Raw genomic sequence first — 15,108 nt, forward strand, 5'->3', positions numbered from 1 at the left:
CCAGATACTAATCGTTAAAAACATCTCTCGTAGGTTCTACAACTGAATTTACAACATGAATTATACCGTTAGCGGCATTAACATCTGATTTAATTACCTCGGCTCCTCCTATATAAATCACACCTCCGTTCATATCGGTTTCAACAGTAATTTCTTGTTCTGAAGCCGTCTCTATAGCCTGTGAGCTATTAAATTCTATCGCACTAACTTCGCTCGGCAATACATGTCTCTGAATAAATCTACCCAGTTGTGCCCTGTTACCTGGATCTGTTAACATATTAAACTTTTCTAGTGGCATTTCCTGAAAAGCCTGATTGGTGGGAATAAACATTGTCACGGGACCAGTATAATCTAACTTTAGATCCATATTTGCCATTTTAGCCAATGCTGCGAAAGTTGATAAATTTTGATCCATCCCTACAAGCGTCATGATATCATGATCCTCGGTATCTACGTTTCCAAACATATTGTCGTTATCCATATCGGTAGCTGGATAAGGTAGTGTTCCCAAGGTATTGGTTGTTCTACCCTGCTCATAATTGCCATCAGACATACCTCCTGTACCCGAAGCACCTCCACATCCATAAAAGGATGCACTAAGGACTGTAACGAAAGCCATTAATAAAGTTTTTAAATAAAAAGTTTTCATATTTTGTAGTTTTAAAGTTCAACCTTCTCCAAGCTTTTTAGAGAATAATTTTTTGGTTCGTTTTATCAATTTACACAATATGTATCACGCTAACCACCTATAAAACATAAGTTTAACATCAAAATCAAAACTTTATTATTTCTTTAAAACCTATGGATTTTTATCAAAAATATCTCACAAAAAAAGAGCCACAGAAAAAATCTGCAGCTCACTTAATATTAATTTATAGTTTCTATATTTCCCTATCCTTATCGTAATCTTCCAGGTACTGTGCAACCCGTTGGACAAACTGCCCTCCAAGAGCGCCATTTACAACCCGATGGTCATAACTGTGAGATAAAATCATTTTATGACGTATCCCTATAAAATCCCCATCTGGTGTTTCTATAACGGCAGGAACTTTTCTAATCGCCCCCAACGCCAGGATTGCAACCTGCGGCTGATTTATAATTGGAGTACCCATAATACTACCAAAAGTCCCAACATTGGTAACTGTATAAGTTCCTCCCTGAATTTCATCAGGTTTTAATTTATTCATTTTTGCCCGGGATGCAAGATCATTAACTGCTTTGGCCATGCCAACCAGATTGAGCCTGTCGGCATTCTTTATAACGGGAACAATAAGATTACCATCGGGAAGTGCTGCGGCCATCCCGAGGTTAATATTCTTCTTCTTAATTACATTATCGCCGTCTAAAGAAATATTTATCAGCGGAAAATCACGAATAGCTTTAGCCACAGCCTCCATGAAAATTGGTGTAAACGTGAGCTTTTCGCCTTCTCTTTTCAGAAATTCTTCTTTATGTTTATTTCTCCAGTTCCAGATATTTGTTACATCAACTTCAATAAAAGATTGTACATGAGCCGACTTTTGTACACTTTCTATCATATGGTGGGCAATCATTTTACCCATACGCGTCATTTCGATTATTTCGTCTTCTCCAGATCGCACCGCCGAATCCTGTTTTGCTACCGCAGATTCCAATCCGGAAGTTTCTACTCTTTGTCCATTAGAGGTTGGTTTAGATGCCGCCGTCTTATTTGAACGATTTTTTAAATAGTCAAGAATATCATTTTTAGTTACCCTTTCGTCCTTACCAGTTCCTTTTATTTGTTCCAGTTCCTCAAAATTTATTCCTTCTTCTTTCGCTATGTTTCTTACGAGCGGCGAATAGAAACGAGAAGAATCAGAAAAATTACTTGCTGAAGTTACTTCCTTTGCCTGTTCAACACTGGCTTCAACCTCATTTATGGAAACCTCTTCGTCCCGAACATAATCCTCATCATCATCATTGTCGTCGAATAGATCCTCATCACTACTTATTTCTCCTTCCGTTTCAATAATGGCTATGGTTTGGCCGACCTGCACCACATCATCAACTTCAAATAGTTTTTCCACAAGCTTCCCTTCTACTTCACTGGGAATCTCACTATCTACTTTATCTGTCGCAATTTCGATTACCGGTTCATCTGCTTCAATGGTATCACCAACTTCCTTTAACCAGCCGGTAATAGTAGCTTCCGCAACACTTTCGCCCATTTGAGGTAATTTAAGTTCGAATTTTGCCATATTTATATCTAAAAGATCGTTTTTATTGTTTCGTTTGCGAAATTAGTCAAATTTAAGCTCTGCAAATATTAAAAAATCAATAAAATTGAAATGTACTGAAATTCTTCTTTTGAAAGAGAGTTTAACCTCTTCTGTAAATTTACGATTTCAAAGGCTGAATCTAAAATGTACTGCCGGTTTTCCGGAGGAGCTCTCGCTATTAAAAATCTTTTAAAAGTCAGCTTAACTTTTCATCGAGCTTTCAAAAGGCACTCTGTTGGTGATACTTCTCCCCAGGGTAACTTCATCTGCATATTCCAGTTCATCCCCTACAGAAATTCCCCGTGCAATGGTAGAAGTTTTTATAGGTGTTTCTTCCAGCTGCCTGAAAATGTAAAAATTCGTGGTGTCACCTTCCAGCGTGCTACTAAGCGCAAAAATTATTTCTTCAACCTTCCCTGCTTTTACCTTTTCTATCAAGGGCTTGATGGATAATTGTGAAGGCCCTATTCCGTCCATCGGACTAATTTTTCCTCCCAAAACGTGATATTGTCCGCGGTACTGCCCGGTGTTCTCTATAGCCATCACGTCCCGGATATCTTCTACCACACAAACAATTTCACTTATACGATTGGGATTCGCACAAATTTCACAAAGCTCAGTATCACTTATGTTGAAGCAATTTCTACAGAGCTTTATGTCTGAGCGCAGTTTCTTTAAAGCGGCAGCCAATTGTTCAGTTTGCGATTCAGGTTGTTTTAGAAGGTGTAGCACCAAACGCAACGCAGTGCGCTTTCCTATACCAGGTAGCTGTGACATTTCGTCTACAGCCTGTTCCAGTAATTTTGAAGAAAAATCCATACTGCAAATTTATCATTTTTCTATCAACTATTTATTTGATGCATTATTTGGTTTAAAAAGCATTCTCTCTTAAATGGACCTAAGACGAAGATCCTTTCTGCACAGGTGCACTTTTTAATTTTCGCACAGTTGGTCTACCTCCAATCATCGGTTATTTCTAACATCTAAATTTGTAAATTCGTCGCCATAACATCTTTTCTATGCAGCCATACCAGATTTTGCTCCTTATAGCCGGTTATTTTGGCGTTCTGATTTTAATATCTTATTTAACCGGTCGTGGAGGTACAAACGCAGAATTTTTTAAGGCTAACCGCCAGTCTCCCTGGTACCTCGTAGCTTTTGGAATGATAGGAGCTTCACTTAGCGGAGTTACCTTTATCTCTATTCCCGGTACTGTAGAAACTCAGGCCTTCAGTTATTTTCAGGTGGTTTTGGGATATACAGTGGGTTATGCTGTAATTGGGCTTGTTCTCCTGCCTTTATACTATAAGATGAACCTGACTTCAATTTACACCTATCTGGAGAGTAGATTTGGCCGGTATTCTTACAAAACAGGAGCTTCTTTTTTCCTCCTGTCCCGGGTTGTAGGTTCCAGTTTCAGGCTTTTCCTGGTAGCAAACGTGCTACAGCTTATCGTTTTTGATGCTATGGGAGTTCCGTTTTATATTACCGTATCAATAACCATTTTACTCATTTGGCTCTATACTTTTAAAAGCGGAATAAACACAATCGTATGGACAGATACCCTACAGACTTTGTTTATGCTGCTTGCCCTGGGTATTACCATTGTTTTTATTTCTGAAGATCTTGGCTTTTCACCATCAAATATTCTTGGTTACCTCTCTGAAAGTGAATACTCCAAGATGTTTTTCTTTGAGGATTGGAGGAGCAGGGATTTCTTCTTTAAACAATTTATTTCGGGAGCATTTATTGCTATTGTCATGACAGGTCTGGATCAGGATATGATGCAAAAAAACCTCACCTGTCGCAATTTAAAAGATGCCCAAAAAAATATGTTCTGGTTTACCTTAGTGCTCACTGTGGTAAATTTCTTCTTCCTTGCCCTGGGAGTATTATTAACAGATTATGCCGGGATTCATGGCATCACTGAAGTAAAAGATGATCTTTTTCCTGCCATTGCCACAAGCGGAGAATTAGGGCTGGGTGTTGCCATTTTATTTATCCTTGGGCTCATCGCAGCAGCCTATTCCAGTGCCGACAGCGCGTTAACTGCTCTAACCACTTCTTTTAGTATTGATATCCTGGATATTGAGAAAAAATATTCCGAAGAAAAACAGGTAAAGATCAGAAAGCTGATTCACGTTCTTATCTCAGTTTTGCTAATCCTTGTAATGCTCATCTTTAAATATGCTATTGCAGACAAAAGTGTGATCAACAAACTATTTGAATTCGCAGGATATACCTATGGTCCATTATTAGGTTTATATACCTATGGACTTTTTACAAAATGGAATATAAAAGATAAGCTTGTCCCTGTAGTTGCAATCCTTTCCCCCATCCTGTCCTATATTATAAGTATAAACAGCCTTGTTTGGTTTGGATTCGAGTTCGGATTTTTTATTCTGATCCTCAACGGATTGCTAACCTTTCTCGGGTTAATATTGATTCGATCCAAGCATCACTAAAGTACAGCCAACTTCTACTTCTATATTATTTTTCCGAAGGAGATCGTACAATTCCCGATTTTCTGTTCCGGGGTTAAAAATCACCCTTTCCGGATTAAGAGAAAGTATATAGTCGTAGTATTCAGGTTGTCTCTTTGAATTAATATACATGGTTATCGTGTCTATGTCTTCAAAAGGCAGCATCTCCTTTTCTATCTTTACTCCGGCTACTTCACCTTCCCGCAAACCAATAGCTACTGTTGGCTGGTTATAACCTACCAATCGATTAATGGCTATATTAGAATATCTGCCGGGATTTGTAGAAGCTCCTATTACTAGTGTTTTTTTCTTCATATTCTAAATTTAATATTTCCTATAAACTGTAACAAGTTTTAAATTATAAAGTCTTTATAAATAGAACCGGTTCAAAGTTTCTGGTCAGCTCTTTTTGATGGTTAGTGTTTGCACCAGGAATTTGTAAATAGCCCACATTCTTTTATCAGGAATGTGGGTTTTTTAAAAAATATTGTAACAAAAGAATTTTTGCATCGTCTTTATAGTATAGAAGGTTCTTTTTTCGCAGAAGCTCTCATCAAGCTAATATGTAATACAAGGTATTTTCTATAACATCATTAATCATCAAATCAATCAAAAAATGAAACAGTTATTTTTAATCATCACACTTTTTACTACAGTCGGAACGCTGGCTTTTAATGAGCCGCTGGGAAAAATTTCAGGTTCTGTAATAGACAGAGACCTGCAGGAACCTGTTCCTTATGCCACTGTAATCATCAATGATATGGAAGGCAACCTCGTCTCCGGGATTACCACCGGGGACGATGGTAGCTTTACTGTAGAAAAAATTAAGGAAGGCAATTACCTGCTTAAAGTACAGTTTATAGGTTATAAAACTTTCTCCCGGGAAATTACCATTTCCAGGGATCAAAGAATACTGGAGGTAGGAATAATTTCTCTTGAAGCTGAAGTTGCCCAACTGGACAATGTCACTGTAGTTGCTGAAAGAACCACCATAGAGCAACGCATAGACAGGAAAGTTATTAATGTTGGCAAAGATCTTATTACCACCGGTGCGAGCGCTTCAGAAATAATGAATAATATTCCTTCTGTAAATGTAGATCAGGATGGGAATATCGCACTTCGCGGAAATTCCAACGTACGAATCCTGGTCGATGGGAAACCAACAAATATGGATCCCGCCCAACTCCTGAAGCAAATTCCATCAACGTCCATCAAAAGTATAGAGCTTATCACCAATCCTTCAGCAAAGTACAATCCTGAAGGCATGAGTGGAATTATAAATATCGTGCTTCACAAAAATGCAAATAACGGCTTCAACGGAAACCTGAACACCGGTGTAACTGCGGGCCAAAATGTGCGTTTTAATGGCTCGCTTGATATGAATTACCGAAAAGGGAAACTTAACGTGTATGGAAATGTCGGAACTAATTTTGGTCCAAGAGCCAATTCAGGACGTATTTACCTGCCACAGGAAAATCTTCTACAGGCTTTTGATATTGAAAATAAGCGGGAATCGTTTCTCTATAAAATAGGTATGGACTTTTACCTGAACGACCAGAACACTTTGTCTTTCTATACCAATCAAAATTACTTTAACGGAGGTCCTGAAGGTGCTTTCAGGTTAATCTACAATGACGATCCGCAGCCAAGCCTCGTGCAGAATCTGGATCTTAACTTCGACAATCTAAACGCAACCTACAACTTTGTATATGATCGAAAATTTGAAAAAGAAGGCCACGACCTTCAGGTAGAAATTAATTACAACGAATTTGATGAAGAGGAAAATTCCTTTTTTAACTATGAGGGAAACACTGATGGTTTCGTGGCCTATGAGGAACTTGTGGAAGAAAAAAGAAACAATATTATTGGGAATATAGATTATGTTAATCCTCTAAGTGAGCATTCAAAACTGGAGATGGGCGTTGAAGCAAGAATTCTGGATACAGATAATGACTACCAAACCACAAATTCCAATTTCAGCAACTCCACTTATCAATACAACCGGAATATCTATTCCTTTTATACAACGTATGGTCAAAATCATGATAAATGGTCGTATCAGTTAGGTGCGAGGCTTGAAAGTTTTCAGGTAGATGCAGTTTATAATGGAGAAAAAGTTTTTGAAGATGTTTATTTTACGCTTTATCCTTCAGGGTTTTTAAATTACACTCCGGATGAGAAAAACACCTACCAGATTAGTTACAGCAGGCGTGTGGATCGTCCCGGATTTAACCAGGTAAACCCCATTAGAGAAGTGAGCAGCCCAAGGCTTACTGTTTCAGGTAATCCTGAGTTGGAACCGCAGTTCACCAATTCAGTTGAATTTAATTACACCCGAAAATTGACAAATAAAGGCAGCCTCTCTGGCGGAGTTTTCTTCAGAAATATTAATGATGAAATCAACCAGGTGCTGCTTGAGGATCCTAACGATCCTGGTTCTTTACTGATCCAATTTGATAATTTTGAAGACAATAATTCCTACGGACTTGAACTTTCAGCCAATTATAAATTTACCAGCTGGTGGAGTACAAACACAAGTTTTGAAGCCTACAGCCAGGAGTTAAAAGGAGTGGTTGGAACCGAGTATCTGGAAACGGACAACACCACCTTCAATTTCAGAACAAGTCATTCTTTTAAAGCTAGCGAAGCCTTAACCTTTCAACTATTCGGATTTTACCGCGGAAGAAATGAAAGCCTTCAAATGCTTATGAAACCAATGTACTTTATGAATCTTGGGGGGAGGTATTCTTTTCTTGACAACAAAGCAACAATCAGCCTGAATGTTAATGATGTATTTGATACGCAGGAATTCCAATTTACTGACGGGAGACCTTTTCCGCAGGAAGGAAGATTTAAGGGGGAGACACAAACCGTTTACCTTGGCTTCTCCTATAGATTTGGAGGCGGTAAAAACAGTGCTTTAAAACGTAAATCACGCGATGATAATGAAGCCGGCGGCGGCGGAATGTTCTAATATTTTTATTATTTATTTGTTTAATGAGCCAACGAAAAAGCCCGGATCAAACGATTCGGGCTTTTTCAATTCTCATCAATTATTAAAATAATTTAAGCTTTTACTCCATACATCTTTTCACGTTGTTCCTTAATCTTCTTATCACCCATATATTCATCAAAAGTAAGATAACGATCAATGGCTCCGCCTGGAGTTAGCTCTATTATTCTATTAGCCACTGTTTGCGCAAACTCGTGATCATGAGTAGTGAACATCATGGTTCCTTTAAAATTCTTCAGGGAATTGTTAAAGGCTGTAATAGATTCCAGGTCCAGGTGGTTTGTAGGTTCATCAAGCATAAGGACGTTAGCCCTCATCATCATCATTCGGCTTAACATACACCTTACTTTTTCCCCTCCGGATAATACACGACAGGTTTTTAATGCTTCTTCGCCACTAAAAAGCATTTTACCCAGGAAACCACGAATGTAAACTTCTTCTCTTTCTTCTTCAGTTTTTGCCCATTGCCTTAGCCAGTCAACGAGCGTAAGATCATTATCAAAATACTCAGAGTTGTCCAGTGGCAAGTAAGATTGATTGGTAGTAACACCCCAAGAATATTTTCCCTGAACCGCGTTCTGATTTCCGTTGATGATTTCATAAAATGCCGTTGTTGCTCTTGAGTCTCTTGAAAAAACAACAATTTTATCTCCTTTAGCCAAATTTACGTTTACATCTTTAAAGATAACTTCACCTTCTATAGACGCCTCAAGACCTTCGATATTTAAAATCTGATCCCCTGCTTCGCGTTCCCTTTCAAAAATTATTGCAGGATACCTTCTGCTGGAAGGTTTAATTTCTTCAATATTCAATTTATCAATCATCTTTTTACGCGAAGTGGCTTGTTTTGATTTTGCCACGTTTGCACTAAAGCGCTGAATAAATTCCTGAAGTTCCTTTTTCTTCTCTTCTGCTTTTTTATTCTGCTGAGAGCGCTGTCTTGCTGCAAGCTGTGAAGATTCGTACCAGAAAGTATAATTCCCGCTGAAGTGATTTATTTTTCCGAAATCGATATCTGAGATGTGCGTACAAACAGAATCCAGGAAGTGACGGTCGTGAGAAACTACAATTACAGTGTTATCATAATTCGCCAGAAAATTTTCCAACCAGGTTATCGCTTCGTAATCCAGGTCGTTTGTAGGCTCATCCATAATAAGGACATCGGGATTACCAAACAGGGCCTGTGCCAAAAGCACTCTTACTTTTTGCTGCCCCTCAAGGTCCTGCATTAGCGTATAATGCGAATCTGTTTTTATTCCAAGACTGGAAAGCAGGGAAGCGGCTTCACTTTCGGCATTCCAGCCATTCATCTCTTCAAATTCTGCCTGAAGCAAACCTACCTTCTCACCATCTGCATCATTAAAATCCTCTTTAGCATAGATTTCTTCCATTTCTGTTTTGATCTTGTAAAGAGGCTTATTTCCCCTCATTACCGTTTCCAAAACGGGATACTCATCGTATAAATTGTGATTCTGCTCCAGTACAGACATACGTTTTCCTGGTTCCAGATGTACATGACCTGAAGTAGGATCTGATTTTCCTGCAAGTATTTTTAGAAATGTGGATTTTCCGGCACCATTGGCACCAATAATTCCGTAGCAGTTCCCCTGTGTAAAAGTTGTATTTACCTCATCAAAGAGAATACGTTTACCAAACTGAACTGAAAGATTTGAAACTGAGAGCATAAGAATTTATTTGATCTAATTTTTTGCAAAAGTAGCCATTTATGTAATCTTCTGGAAACATTAACGTTTATATAAATCCTTTTAACTAGTGATTAACATTCGCAGCAGGAGTCTGCATCTATATTTGTTTACTGTTTTAGTATCTACAATCCGAAGTCTTAGAGTCTTAGATGAAGTATCCCCTATCGCTAATTATATTTTCTGTGTTTCTTCTGTATGCCTGTAATCATTCTCAAGATTCTGGAGATAATATTTACATTGGCGGACAAATTGTGAATCCACATACTCATTATGTAATTCTGTCTCAAAATGAAAGGAACCTCGATACGTTGTTCCTGAATCAAAAGAACCAGTTTGGAAAGAAATATGAAAATCTGGAAGAAGGAATTTACACACTTAGACATAACCCGGAAGATCAGGTAATGTATGTTGAACCTGGGGATAGTTTACTCGTTTGGTTAAATACTTTACAGTTCGACAAATCTATGAACTTTAGTGGCGTAGGCTCTGCAAAGAGCAGCTTTCTCCTCGACATGCTCCTTAATAACCAGGAAAACAACAAATTAATATTATCCTACTATAAATTTAATCCCGAAAAATTTTCGCGGGTAACAGACTCTATTAGAGAACAGAGAAGGGAATTACTAGCTAATCTAAAAGACAAACACAATTTCTCTGAAAATTTTATTGATATTGCAAATACTGTAATTGATTATGAGTACTACGACCTGAGAGAGCGATACACGTTTTTAATTAAAAAGTACAACACTCGATTTTCTGATGAGATTCCTGAAAACTTCCACAATTATAGAAGTAAAATTGACTTCAACAACGAAGCCTTACAGGATTATAAAGTCTACACTAATTTAATAGACAACTATCTACGCAGCAAGTCTATAGAGAACTGCAGAACAAGCGAAGGCCTGGACAGAAGTTGTTTTGAACTTGGAGACTACACTAATATAAGGCGAAGAATTGTTCTAATTGATTCCCTCACCTCTCTTCCGTACATGAAAAATGATTTTCTGGACCGGCTCGTAACCCGTGGTATTATAATGTCGAAAAACCAGGATCGGGTAGATTCAATCCTAAATGTTCTGGACAACATAGATTACAGGAAAGAGAACGAGGCAAAAGATCTTGCAGAAATCCACACAAATTATTTCGAAGGAACATCGGTACAAAACAAAAAATTAATAAACACAGCGAGGGAGCAGGTGACTTATGATGACATCATTACCAAACCTACGGTGGTTTTTATCTGGTCCATGTATGCACCTTCCCATTACAAATGGCAACACAACAATATTAAAACCCTCAGAAAAAAATATCCTGAGCTAAATTTTATTGGAGTTAATATCGACCAGAATGAAACGGAGAACTGGCTTCGGGTGATTTCCAACAATAACTATAATAAAGAATATGAATATCAAATTAGTAGCCGCGAAGTAAGTAAGGAAGTTTTCAGGAAATACATTCACAAAATCTTCTTTATTAATTCAAGAGGCATTATTGTGGATGGGGATGCAAAACTTTACAATCCAGATTTTGAAACAGAGCTTCTTGAATTTCTAAATCAATAAAAAAACATAAATTAATTAATAACAGAAAAGGCTGCCGATTGGCAGCCTTTTCTGTTCTATAAAAACTCTTCAGTTCTATTGAACTCCTTTGTTATAATCAGCAAGGAATTTCTCCAGTCCGCTGTCTGTAAGAGGATGTTTTAGTAATCCTTCAATAGAAGAAAGAGGACCTGTCATCACATCTGCACCAAGCTTGGCACAATCAATAACGTGCATGGTATGTCTTACTGATGCAGCAAGTATTTCAGTTTCAAATCCATAGTTATCATAGATCAGTCTTATTTCAGCAATAAGATTAAGACCATTGGTAGAAATATCATCAAGTCTTCCAATAAAAGGAGAAACATAAGTTGCACCCGCTTTAGCAGCCAGCAAAGCCTGTCCTGCAGAAAATACGAGGGTACAGTTTGTTTTAATACCTTTATCACTAAAGTATTTAATTGCTTTAACACCTTCCTTTATCATAGGAACTTTCACAATAATTTGATCGTGAAGAGCAGCAAGTTCTTCTCCTTCTTTTACTATTTCGTCAAAAGTTGTTGCGATAACCTCAGCACTAACATCACCCGTAACAATATCGCAAATCTTTTTGTAGTGCTCTATTATGTTTTGTTTACCTGTAATTCCCTCTTTCGCCATTAAAGAAGGATTGGTGGTAACCCCGTCCAAAACTCCTAATTCCTGAGCCTCTCTAATCTGATCAAGATTAGCTGTATCAATAAAAAACTTCATTTTCTTTTACTTTTTGGTTATTAATGATTTAGTCCGCCTCTCAAAGAATAATCAGCGGTTATTCCTTAGTTTTCACAAATTTACAATTTATAAAATTTAAGAAGCATTTTCTCATAAACTTTATCTGGTAAAATTCTTTTTAATCCAATAGATAATTTCTGAACAGCTTCCCCTACCTTATAATGCGCTCTAGGATTTTTGGTCTGGATAACACGGTAAATAGCTTTTGCCATTAACTGCGGATCTTTTCCAGCATCTACATGTTCATTCATCAATTTTAGAGTATTCCCATACGGCTCCTTATATGGACTATCATCCCGAACCGGCGCGTGATATCTTCCTGCAGCAATATTAGTGGCAAAATCACCAGGAGCAACATTGGTCATATTTACATTAAAATCTTTAAGCTCCATTCTAAAAGCTTCGGTGGTTAACTCAAGTGCTCCCTTTGTAGCCGAATAGATTCCGCGGTAAGGCAAACCCATATAACCCGCAATAGAAGTAATATTAATAATAAGTCCACTCCTTTTCTTCCTCATATGTGGCAGCACCTCTTTAATTAAATTAAGAGGGCCAAAATAATTGGTATCAAAAGCCTTTCTTATTTCTTCATCCGGAGTTTCTTCTATTGGTCCTGTAATACCCACCCCGGCATTATTAATGAGAATATCTATTTTACCAGATTTTGAAATTACTTCTTTTACAGCGGCAATAATTGTTTCCCTTTTAGTAACATCTAAGGCCACAAGCGGTATCTTCGTATTCTGGCATTTTCCAGGATTTCTACTGGTACCGTAAACTGTAAAATTTTTATCCTGAAGATATTCGGCAATAGACTTTCCAATCCCTGAGGATCCACCGGTAATAAGAACTACTTTTTGTGGGAGAGCATCTGTTTTCATAGGTCACAAAGATGCGATATTTATAGAAACTTGAAGATACAAAAAATGGCAAGTTACCCACATCACACCGCTACGACCGCCTACCCTTGCTGCGTTCCCGCCCTGGGGGATTCAGCAGGAGCTGGTTGTGTGGGACTTGCCGGTGCAAATATACAATCTTTAGTATTTCTGGCAAGGTTTTTTCAAGTAGAAATAGTTAATTTAGACCAATATTTTACAGCTTATAGACATGAACAATTTTAAATTACTGACAATCTTAATTTTAAGCATTTCATTTTTTTCCTGCGGAAGCAATTCTGACAAAAAATCTTCTGATTTTTCTCTAAGAACTTCAGAAAATAAGAAAGAATTTCAGCTTGGGGAGGAAGTACAGGTATCTGTTTTAAACCCTAAACACAAGAATATAGATTCGGTCAGCTTTTATTTTGAAGGTGAAAAACTACAGACCGAAAATGGCAATTTTAGCACTACCATTAAACTGAACAACTACAAACTTGGGAATATACCTATAGAAGCTCATATTTTTACTGAAGGCGAAAAGCAGGAAATAAGCAGTACCATCAAACTCTTTAATGACACAGCACCTGTTTCCTATACCTATGAAATTGTGAATTCTTACCCGCATGATCCCGAAGCTTACACCCAGGGCCTCGAATTTTACAACGACACATTATACGAAAGCATCGGCCAGTATGGGAAATCCAAATTAAGAAAAATAGATCTTGAAACAGGAAAAGTTTACTACCAGATTGACCTGGATGACCAGTATTTTGGAGAAGGAATCACTATTTTAAATGGAAATATTTATCAGCTTACCTGGAAGGAAGGAGAAGGAATTGTTTATGACCTTAACAAATTTGAGGAAACAGGAACCTTTGCCTATAATGAAAGTAAAGAAGGATGGGGTCTGACCAACGATGGTGAAAAATTGTACAAAAGCGACGGAACAGAAAAAATCTGGATTCTTGATCCTGAAACTTTAGCCGAAACAGATTTTATCCAGCCTGCCCATCACCGCGGATTATCTTCTAAACTGAATGAACTGGAATGGGTAGAAGGCAAAATTTATGCTAACACTTATCAGAAAGATGGCGTAGCCATTATCAATCCTGAAAATGGTGCTATTGAAGGTCTCATAGATTTCCGCGGACTAAGAGATAAAGTCACACAACACGATAAGCTTGATGTCCTTAACGGAATCGCCTATAATCCCAATTCTCAGAAACTTTATGTAACAGGAAAAAACTGGGATAAGATTTTTGAAGTTAATATTATAGAAAAATAGATGAGCCATAATCCGGATATTTTCGAGCTAAGAATAAAAGTAAAACCAGAACACCTGGATGAGCAACAGCATGTAAACAATGTGCAATATGTGCAATGGGTGCAGGATGTGGCAAAGGCACATTGGCTAAAAAAAGCTACGAAAGAACAACAGGAAAAAGTCTTTTGGGTGGTTATAGAACACCAAATCAAATATAAACGTCAGGCTTTTCTTGATGAAGAATTAATACTGCACACTTTTGTTACAGAAACCACTCACGTAACTACCTTACGGCACGTTTTAATCAAGAATGCAGAAACCGGAAAAACACTTGTTGAAGCAAAAACCACCTGGTGCCTTATGAAGAATGACACCAAGAAACCGGTGAAAATTTCTGATGAACTAAAAAGGTTGTTTTCCGTAGAAGAATAAATCGTAATCCGCACTTCGACATACTTTGTGCTACTGAGGTCGATAATTGCCATTTTAGAGGCACTCCCTTATGAGTCAGAGAAAAATTGGCCGGAAAAAAGTCAAAGCGAAAAATGTCTATTTCGGACCTACAATGTTTCAGCAAAAAAAGCCTCAAAGACAAAATTAGATTTGTAAAATTTGAGCGGAGTCGGGGATTTATTGTACTATAAACAGAACACTTCGGCAAGCTCAGTGTGACCAGAGGACGGAAATTGCAATTTTAGAGGCACCTCTTTATTCTCAGTCAAACAATTCAGCAGGAAAAAAGTCATAGGCTAAAAATGCCAATTTTCGACCTGCGGTATTCCTGAAAAAAGGTTGCCAAAGAAAAATTTACTTTGTCAATTCGACCGGAGTCGAGAATTATCAGGAGCTCGGCGTACACACCATCTCGACGCCGCTCGATGTGACATCTGAGGTACAAATTAAGATCGATATTCTTCATTTTAAACACATCTCATAAGTCTATTCGGAAATAAATTGAGCAGAATAAATTTCATGGGGTAAAAATGGCAATTTTCGTACTTCCAAGTTTCATCATTAATTCAGGAATAAGTTCTAACAGTGTAAATTATTAAATTAGATGCTTTTAAAATATTCGCGCATTAGTGGCAGCTTCTTCTTCTCGATCTAAACATCGCTCCAAATTGCCAATTTTCGACCTGTAGTATTTTCTAATAAATAAGGTTGCCCTCTCAGGACAACCTTTTTATAATTTATTTATTAGTAATT

General features: G+C 37.6%; 12 protein-coding genes and 1 other RNA gene. 5 read left to right on the top strand and 8 right to left on the bottom strand.

The window, feature by feature from the left end:
- Nucleotides 1-7: 7 nt before the first annotated feature.
- The 3 genes from RM541_RS10245 to recR form a co-directional block, all read right to left on the bottom strand.
- Nucleotides 8-649, bottom strand: a complete 642-nt coding sequence (locus tag RM541_RS10245; RefSeq protein ID WP_311500070.1) for a fasciclin domain-containing protein — start codon at nt 647-649, stop codon at nt 8-10.
- Between the two features lie 232 nt (nt 650-881).
- On the bottom strand, nt 882-2,219 hold the full coding sequence (locus tag RM541_RS10250) for a dihydrolipoamide acetyltransferase family protein (RefSeq protein ID WP_311500071.1): 1,338 nt from the start codon (nt 2,217-2,219) through the stop codon (nt 882-884).
- 222 nt (nt 2,220-2,441) lie between these two features.
- Nucleotides 2,442-3,059, bottom strand: coding sequence for a recombination mediator RecR (recR, locus tag RM541_RS10255; RefSeq protein WP_311500072.1), 618 nt, complete (start codon nt 3,057-3,059; stop codon nt 2,442-2,444).
- Between the two features lie 200 nt (nt 3,060-3,259).
- Here recR and RM541_RS10260 point away from each other — a divergent pair, with 200 nt between their 5' ends.
- A complete protein-coding gene (locus tag RM541_RS10260) occupies nt 3,260-4,705 on the top strand; it encodes a sodium:solute symporter (protein ID WP_311500073.1) in 1,446 nt (481 codons plus the stop codon).
- Here the strand turns inward: RM541_RS10260 and RM541_RS10265 are convergent.
- Nucleotides 4,676-5,038, bottom strand: a complete 363-nt coding sequence (locus RM541_RS10265) for a CoA-binding protein (RefSeq protein ID WP_311500074.1) — start codon at nt 5,036-5,038, stop codon at nt 4,676-4,678. The genes RM541_RS10260 and RM541_RS10265 overlap by 30 nt on opposite strands.
- Before the next feature lie 301 nt (nt 5,039-5,339).
- Here RM541_RS10265 and RM541_RS10270 point away from each other — a divergent pair, with 301 nt between their 5' ends.
- Nucleotides 5,340-7,697, top strand: coding sequence for a TonB-dependent receptor (locus RM541_RS10270; RefSeq protein WP_311500075.1), 2,358 nt, complete (start codon nt 5,340-5,342; stop codon nt 7,695-7,697).
- 92 nt (nt 7,698-7,789) lie between these two features.
- Here RM541_RS10270 and RM541_RS10275 read toward each other — a convergent pair whose 3' ends face one another.
- Nucleotides 7,790-9,421: an ABC-F family ATP-binding cassette domain-containing protein gene (locus tag RM541_RS10275; RefSeq protein ID WP_311500076.1), complete on the bottom strand. Its 1,632-nt coding sequence runs from the start codon at nt 9,419-9,421 to the stop codon at nt 7,790-7,792.
- A gap of 203 nt (nt 9,422-9,624) precedes the next feature.
- On the opposite strand from RM541_RS10275, the gene RM541_RS10280 reads away from it, so the two are divergent.
- On the top strand, nt 9,625-11,004 hold the full coding sequence (locus RM541_RS10280) for a TlpA family protein disulfide reductase (protein ID WP_311500077.1): 1,380 nt from the start codon (nt 9,625-9,627) through the stop codon (nt 11,002-11,004).
- 75 nt (nt 11,005-11,079) lie between these two features.
- Here RM541_RS10280 and fsa read toward each other — a convergent pair whose 3' ends face one another.
- The 3 genes from fsa to ffs all read right to left on the bottom strand — a co-directional run bounded on the left by fsa (nt 11,080) and on the right by ffs (nt 12,780).
- A complete protein-coding gene (gene fsa / locus RM541_RS10285; RefSeq protein WP_311493441.1) occupies nt 11,080-11,736 on the bottom strand; it encodes a fructose-6-phosphate aldolase in 657 nt (218 codons plus the stop codon).
- 80 nt (nt 11,737-11,816) lie between these two features.
- Entirely contained in the window at nt 11,817-12,638 is an 822-nt protein-coding gene (locus RM541_RS10290; RefSeq protein WP_311500078.1) for an SDR family oxidoreductase, read from the bottom strand.
- Nucleotides 12,639-12,681: 43 nt separating this feature from the next.
- Nucleotides 12,682-12,780, bottom strand: an RNA gene (ffs, locus tag RM541_RS10295) — signal recognition particle sRNA small type.
- 87 nt (nt 12,781-12,867) lie between these two features.
- On the opposite strand from ffs, the gene RM541_RS10300 reads away from it, so the two are divergent.
- Nucleotides 12,868-13,923 carry a glutaminyl-peptide cyclotransferase gene (locus RM541_RS10300; RefSeq protein ID WP_311500079.1) on the top strand — a complete coding sequence of 352 codons (1,056 nt, stop codon included), beginning with the start codon at nt 12,868-12,870 and terminating at the stop codon, nt 13,921-13,923.
- Entirely contained in the window at nt 13,924-14,334 is a 411-nt protein-coding gene (locus tag RM541_RS10305) for an acyl-CoA thioesterase (RefSeq protein WP_311500080.1), read from the top strand.
- The last annotated feature ends 774 nt before the right edge of the window (nt 14,335-15,108 follow it).

Origin of the sequence: Autumnicola psychrophila (genome assembly GCF_031846645.1) — a bacterium.
GTDB lineage: Bacteria > Bacteroidota > Bacteroidia > Flavobacteriales > Flavobacteriaceae > Autumnicola > Autumnicola psychrophila.

Excerpts from the sequence above, each read along its gene's own strand:
- RM541_RS10305 (WP_311500080.1), top strand. The coding sequence starts at position 13,924 with ATGAGCCATAATCCGGATATTTTCGAGCTAAGAATAAAAGTAAAACCA.
- RM541_RS10265 (WP_311500074.1), bottom strand. The coding sequence starts at position 5,038 with ATGAAGAAAAAAACACTAGTAATAGGAGCTTCTACAAATCCCGGCAGA.
- recR (WP_311500072.1), bottom strand. The coding sequence starts at position 3,059 with ATGGATTTTTCTTCAAAATTACTGGAACAGGCTGTAGACGAAATGTCA.
- RM541_RS10290 (WP_311500078.1), bottom strand. The coding sequence starts at position 12,638 with ATGAAAACAGATGCTCTCCCACAAAAAGTAGTTCTTATTACCGGTGGA.
- RM541_RS10260 (WP_311500073.1), top strand. The coding sequence starts at position 3,260 with ATGCAGCCATACCAGATTTTGCTCCTTATAGCCGGTTATTTTGGCGTT.
- RM541_RS10275 (WP_311500076.1), bottom strand. The coding sequence starts at position 9,421 with ATGCTCTCAGTTTCAAATCTTTCAGTTCAGTTTGGTAAACGTATTCTC.
- RM541_RS10250 (WP_311500071.1), bottom strand. The coding sequence starts at position 2,219 with ATGGCAAAATTCGAACTTAAATTACCTCAAATGGGCGAAAGTGTTGCG.
- RM541_RS10300 (WP_311500079.1), top strand. The coding sequence starts at position 12,868 with ATGAACAATTTTAAATTACTGACAATCTTAATTTTAAGCATTTCATTT.
- RM541_RS10270 (WP_311500075.1), top strand. The coding sequence starts at position 5,340 with ATGAAACAGTTATTTTTAATCATCACACTTTTTACTACAGTCGGAACG.
- fsa (WP_311493441.1), bottom strand. The coding sequence starts at position 11,736 with ATGAAGTTTTTTATTGATACAGCTAATCTTGATCAGATTAGAGAGGCT.
- RM541_RS10245 (WP_311500070.1), bottom strand. The coding sequence starts at position 649 with ATGAAAACTTTTTATTTAAAAACTTTATTAATGGCTTTCGTTACAGTC.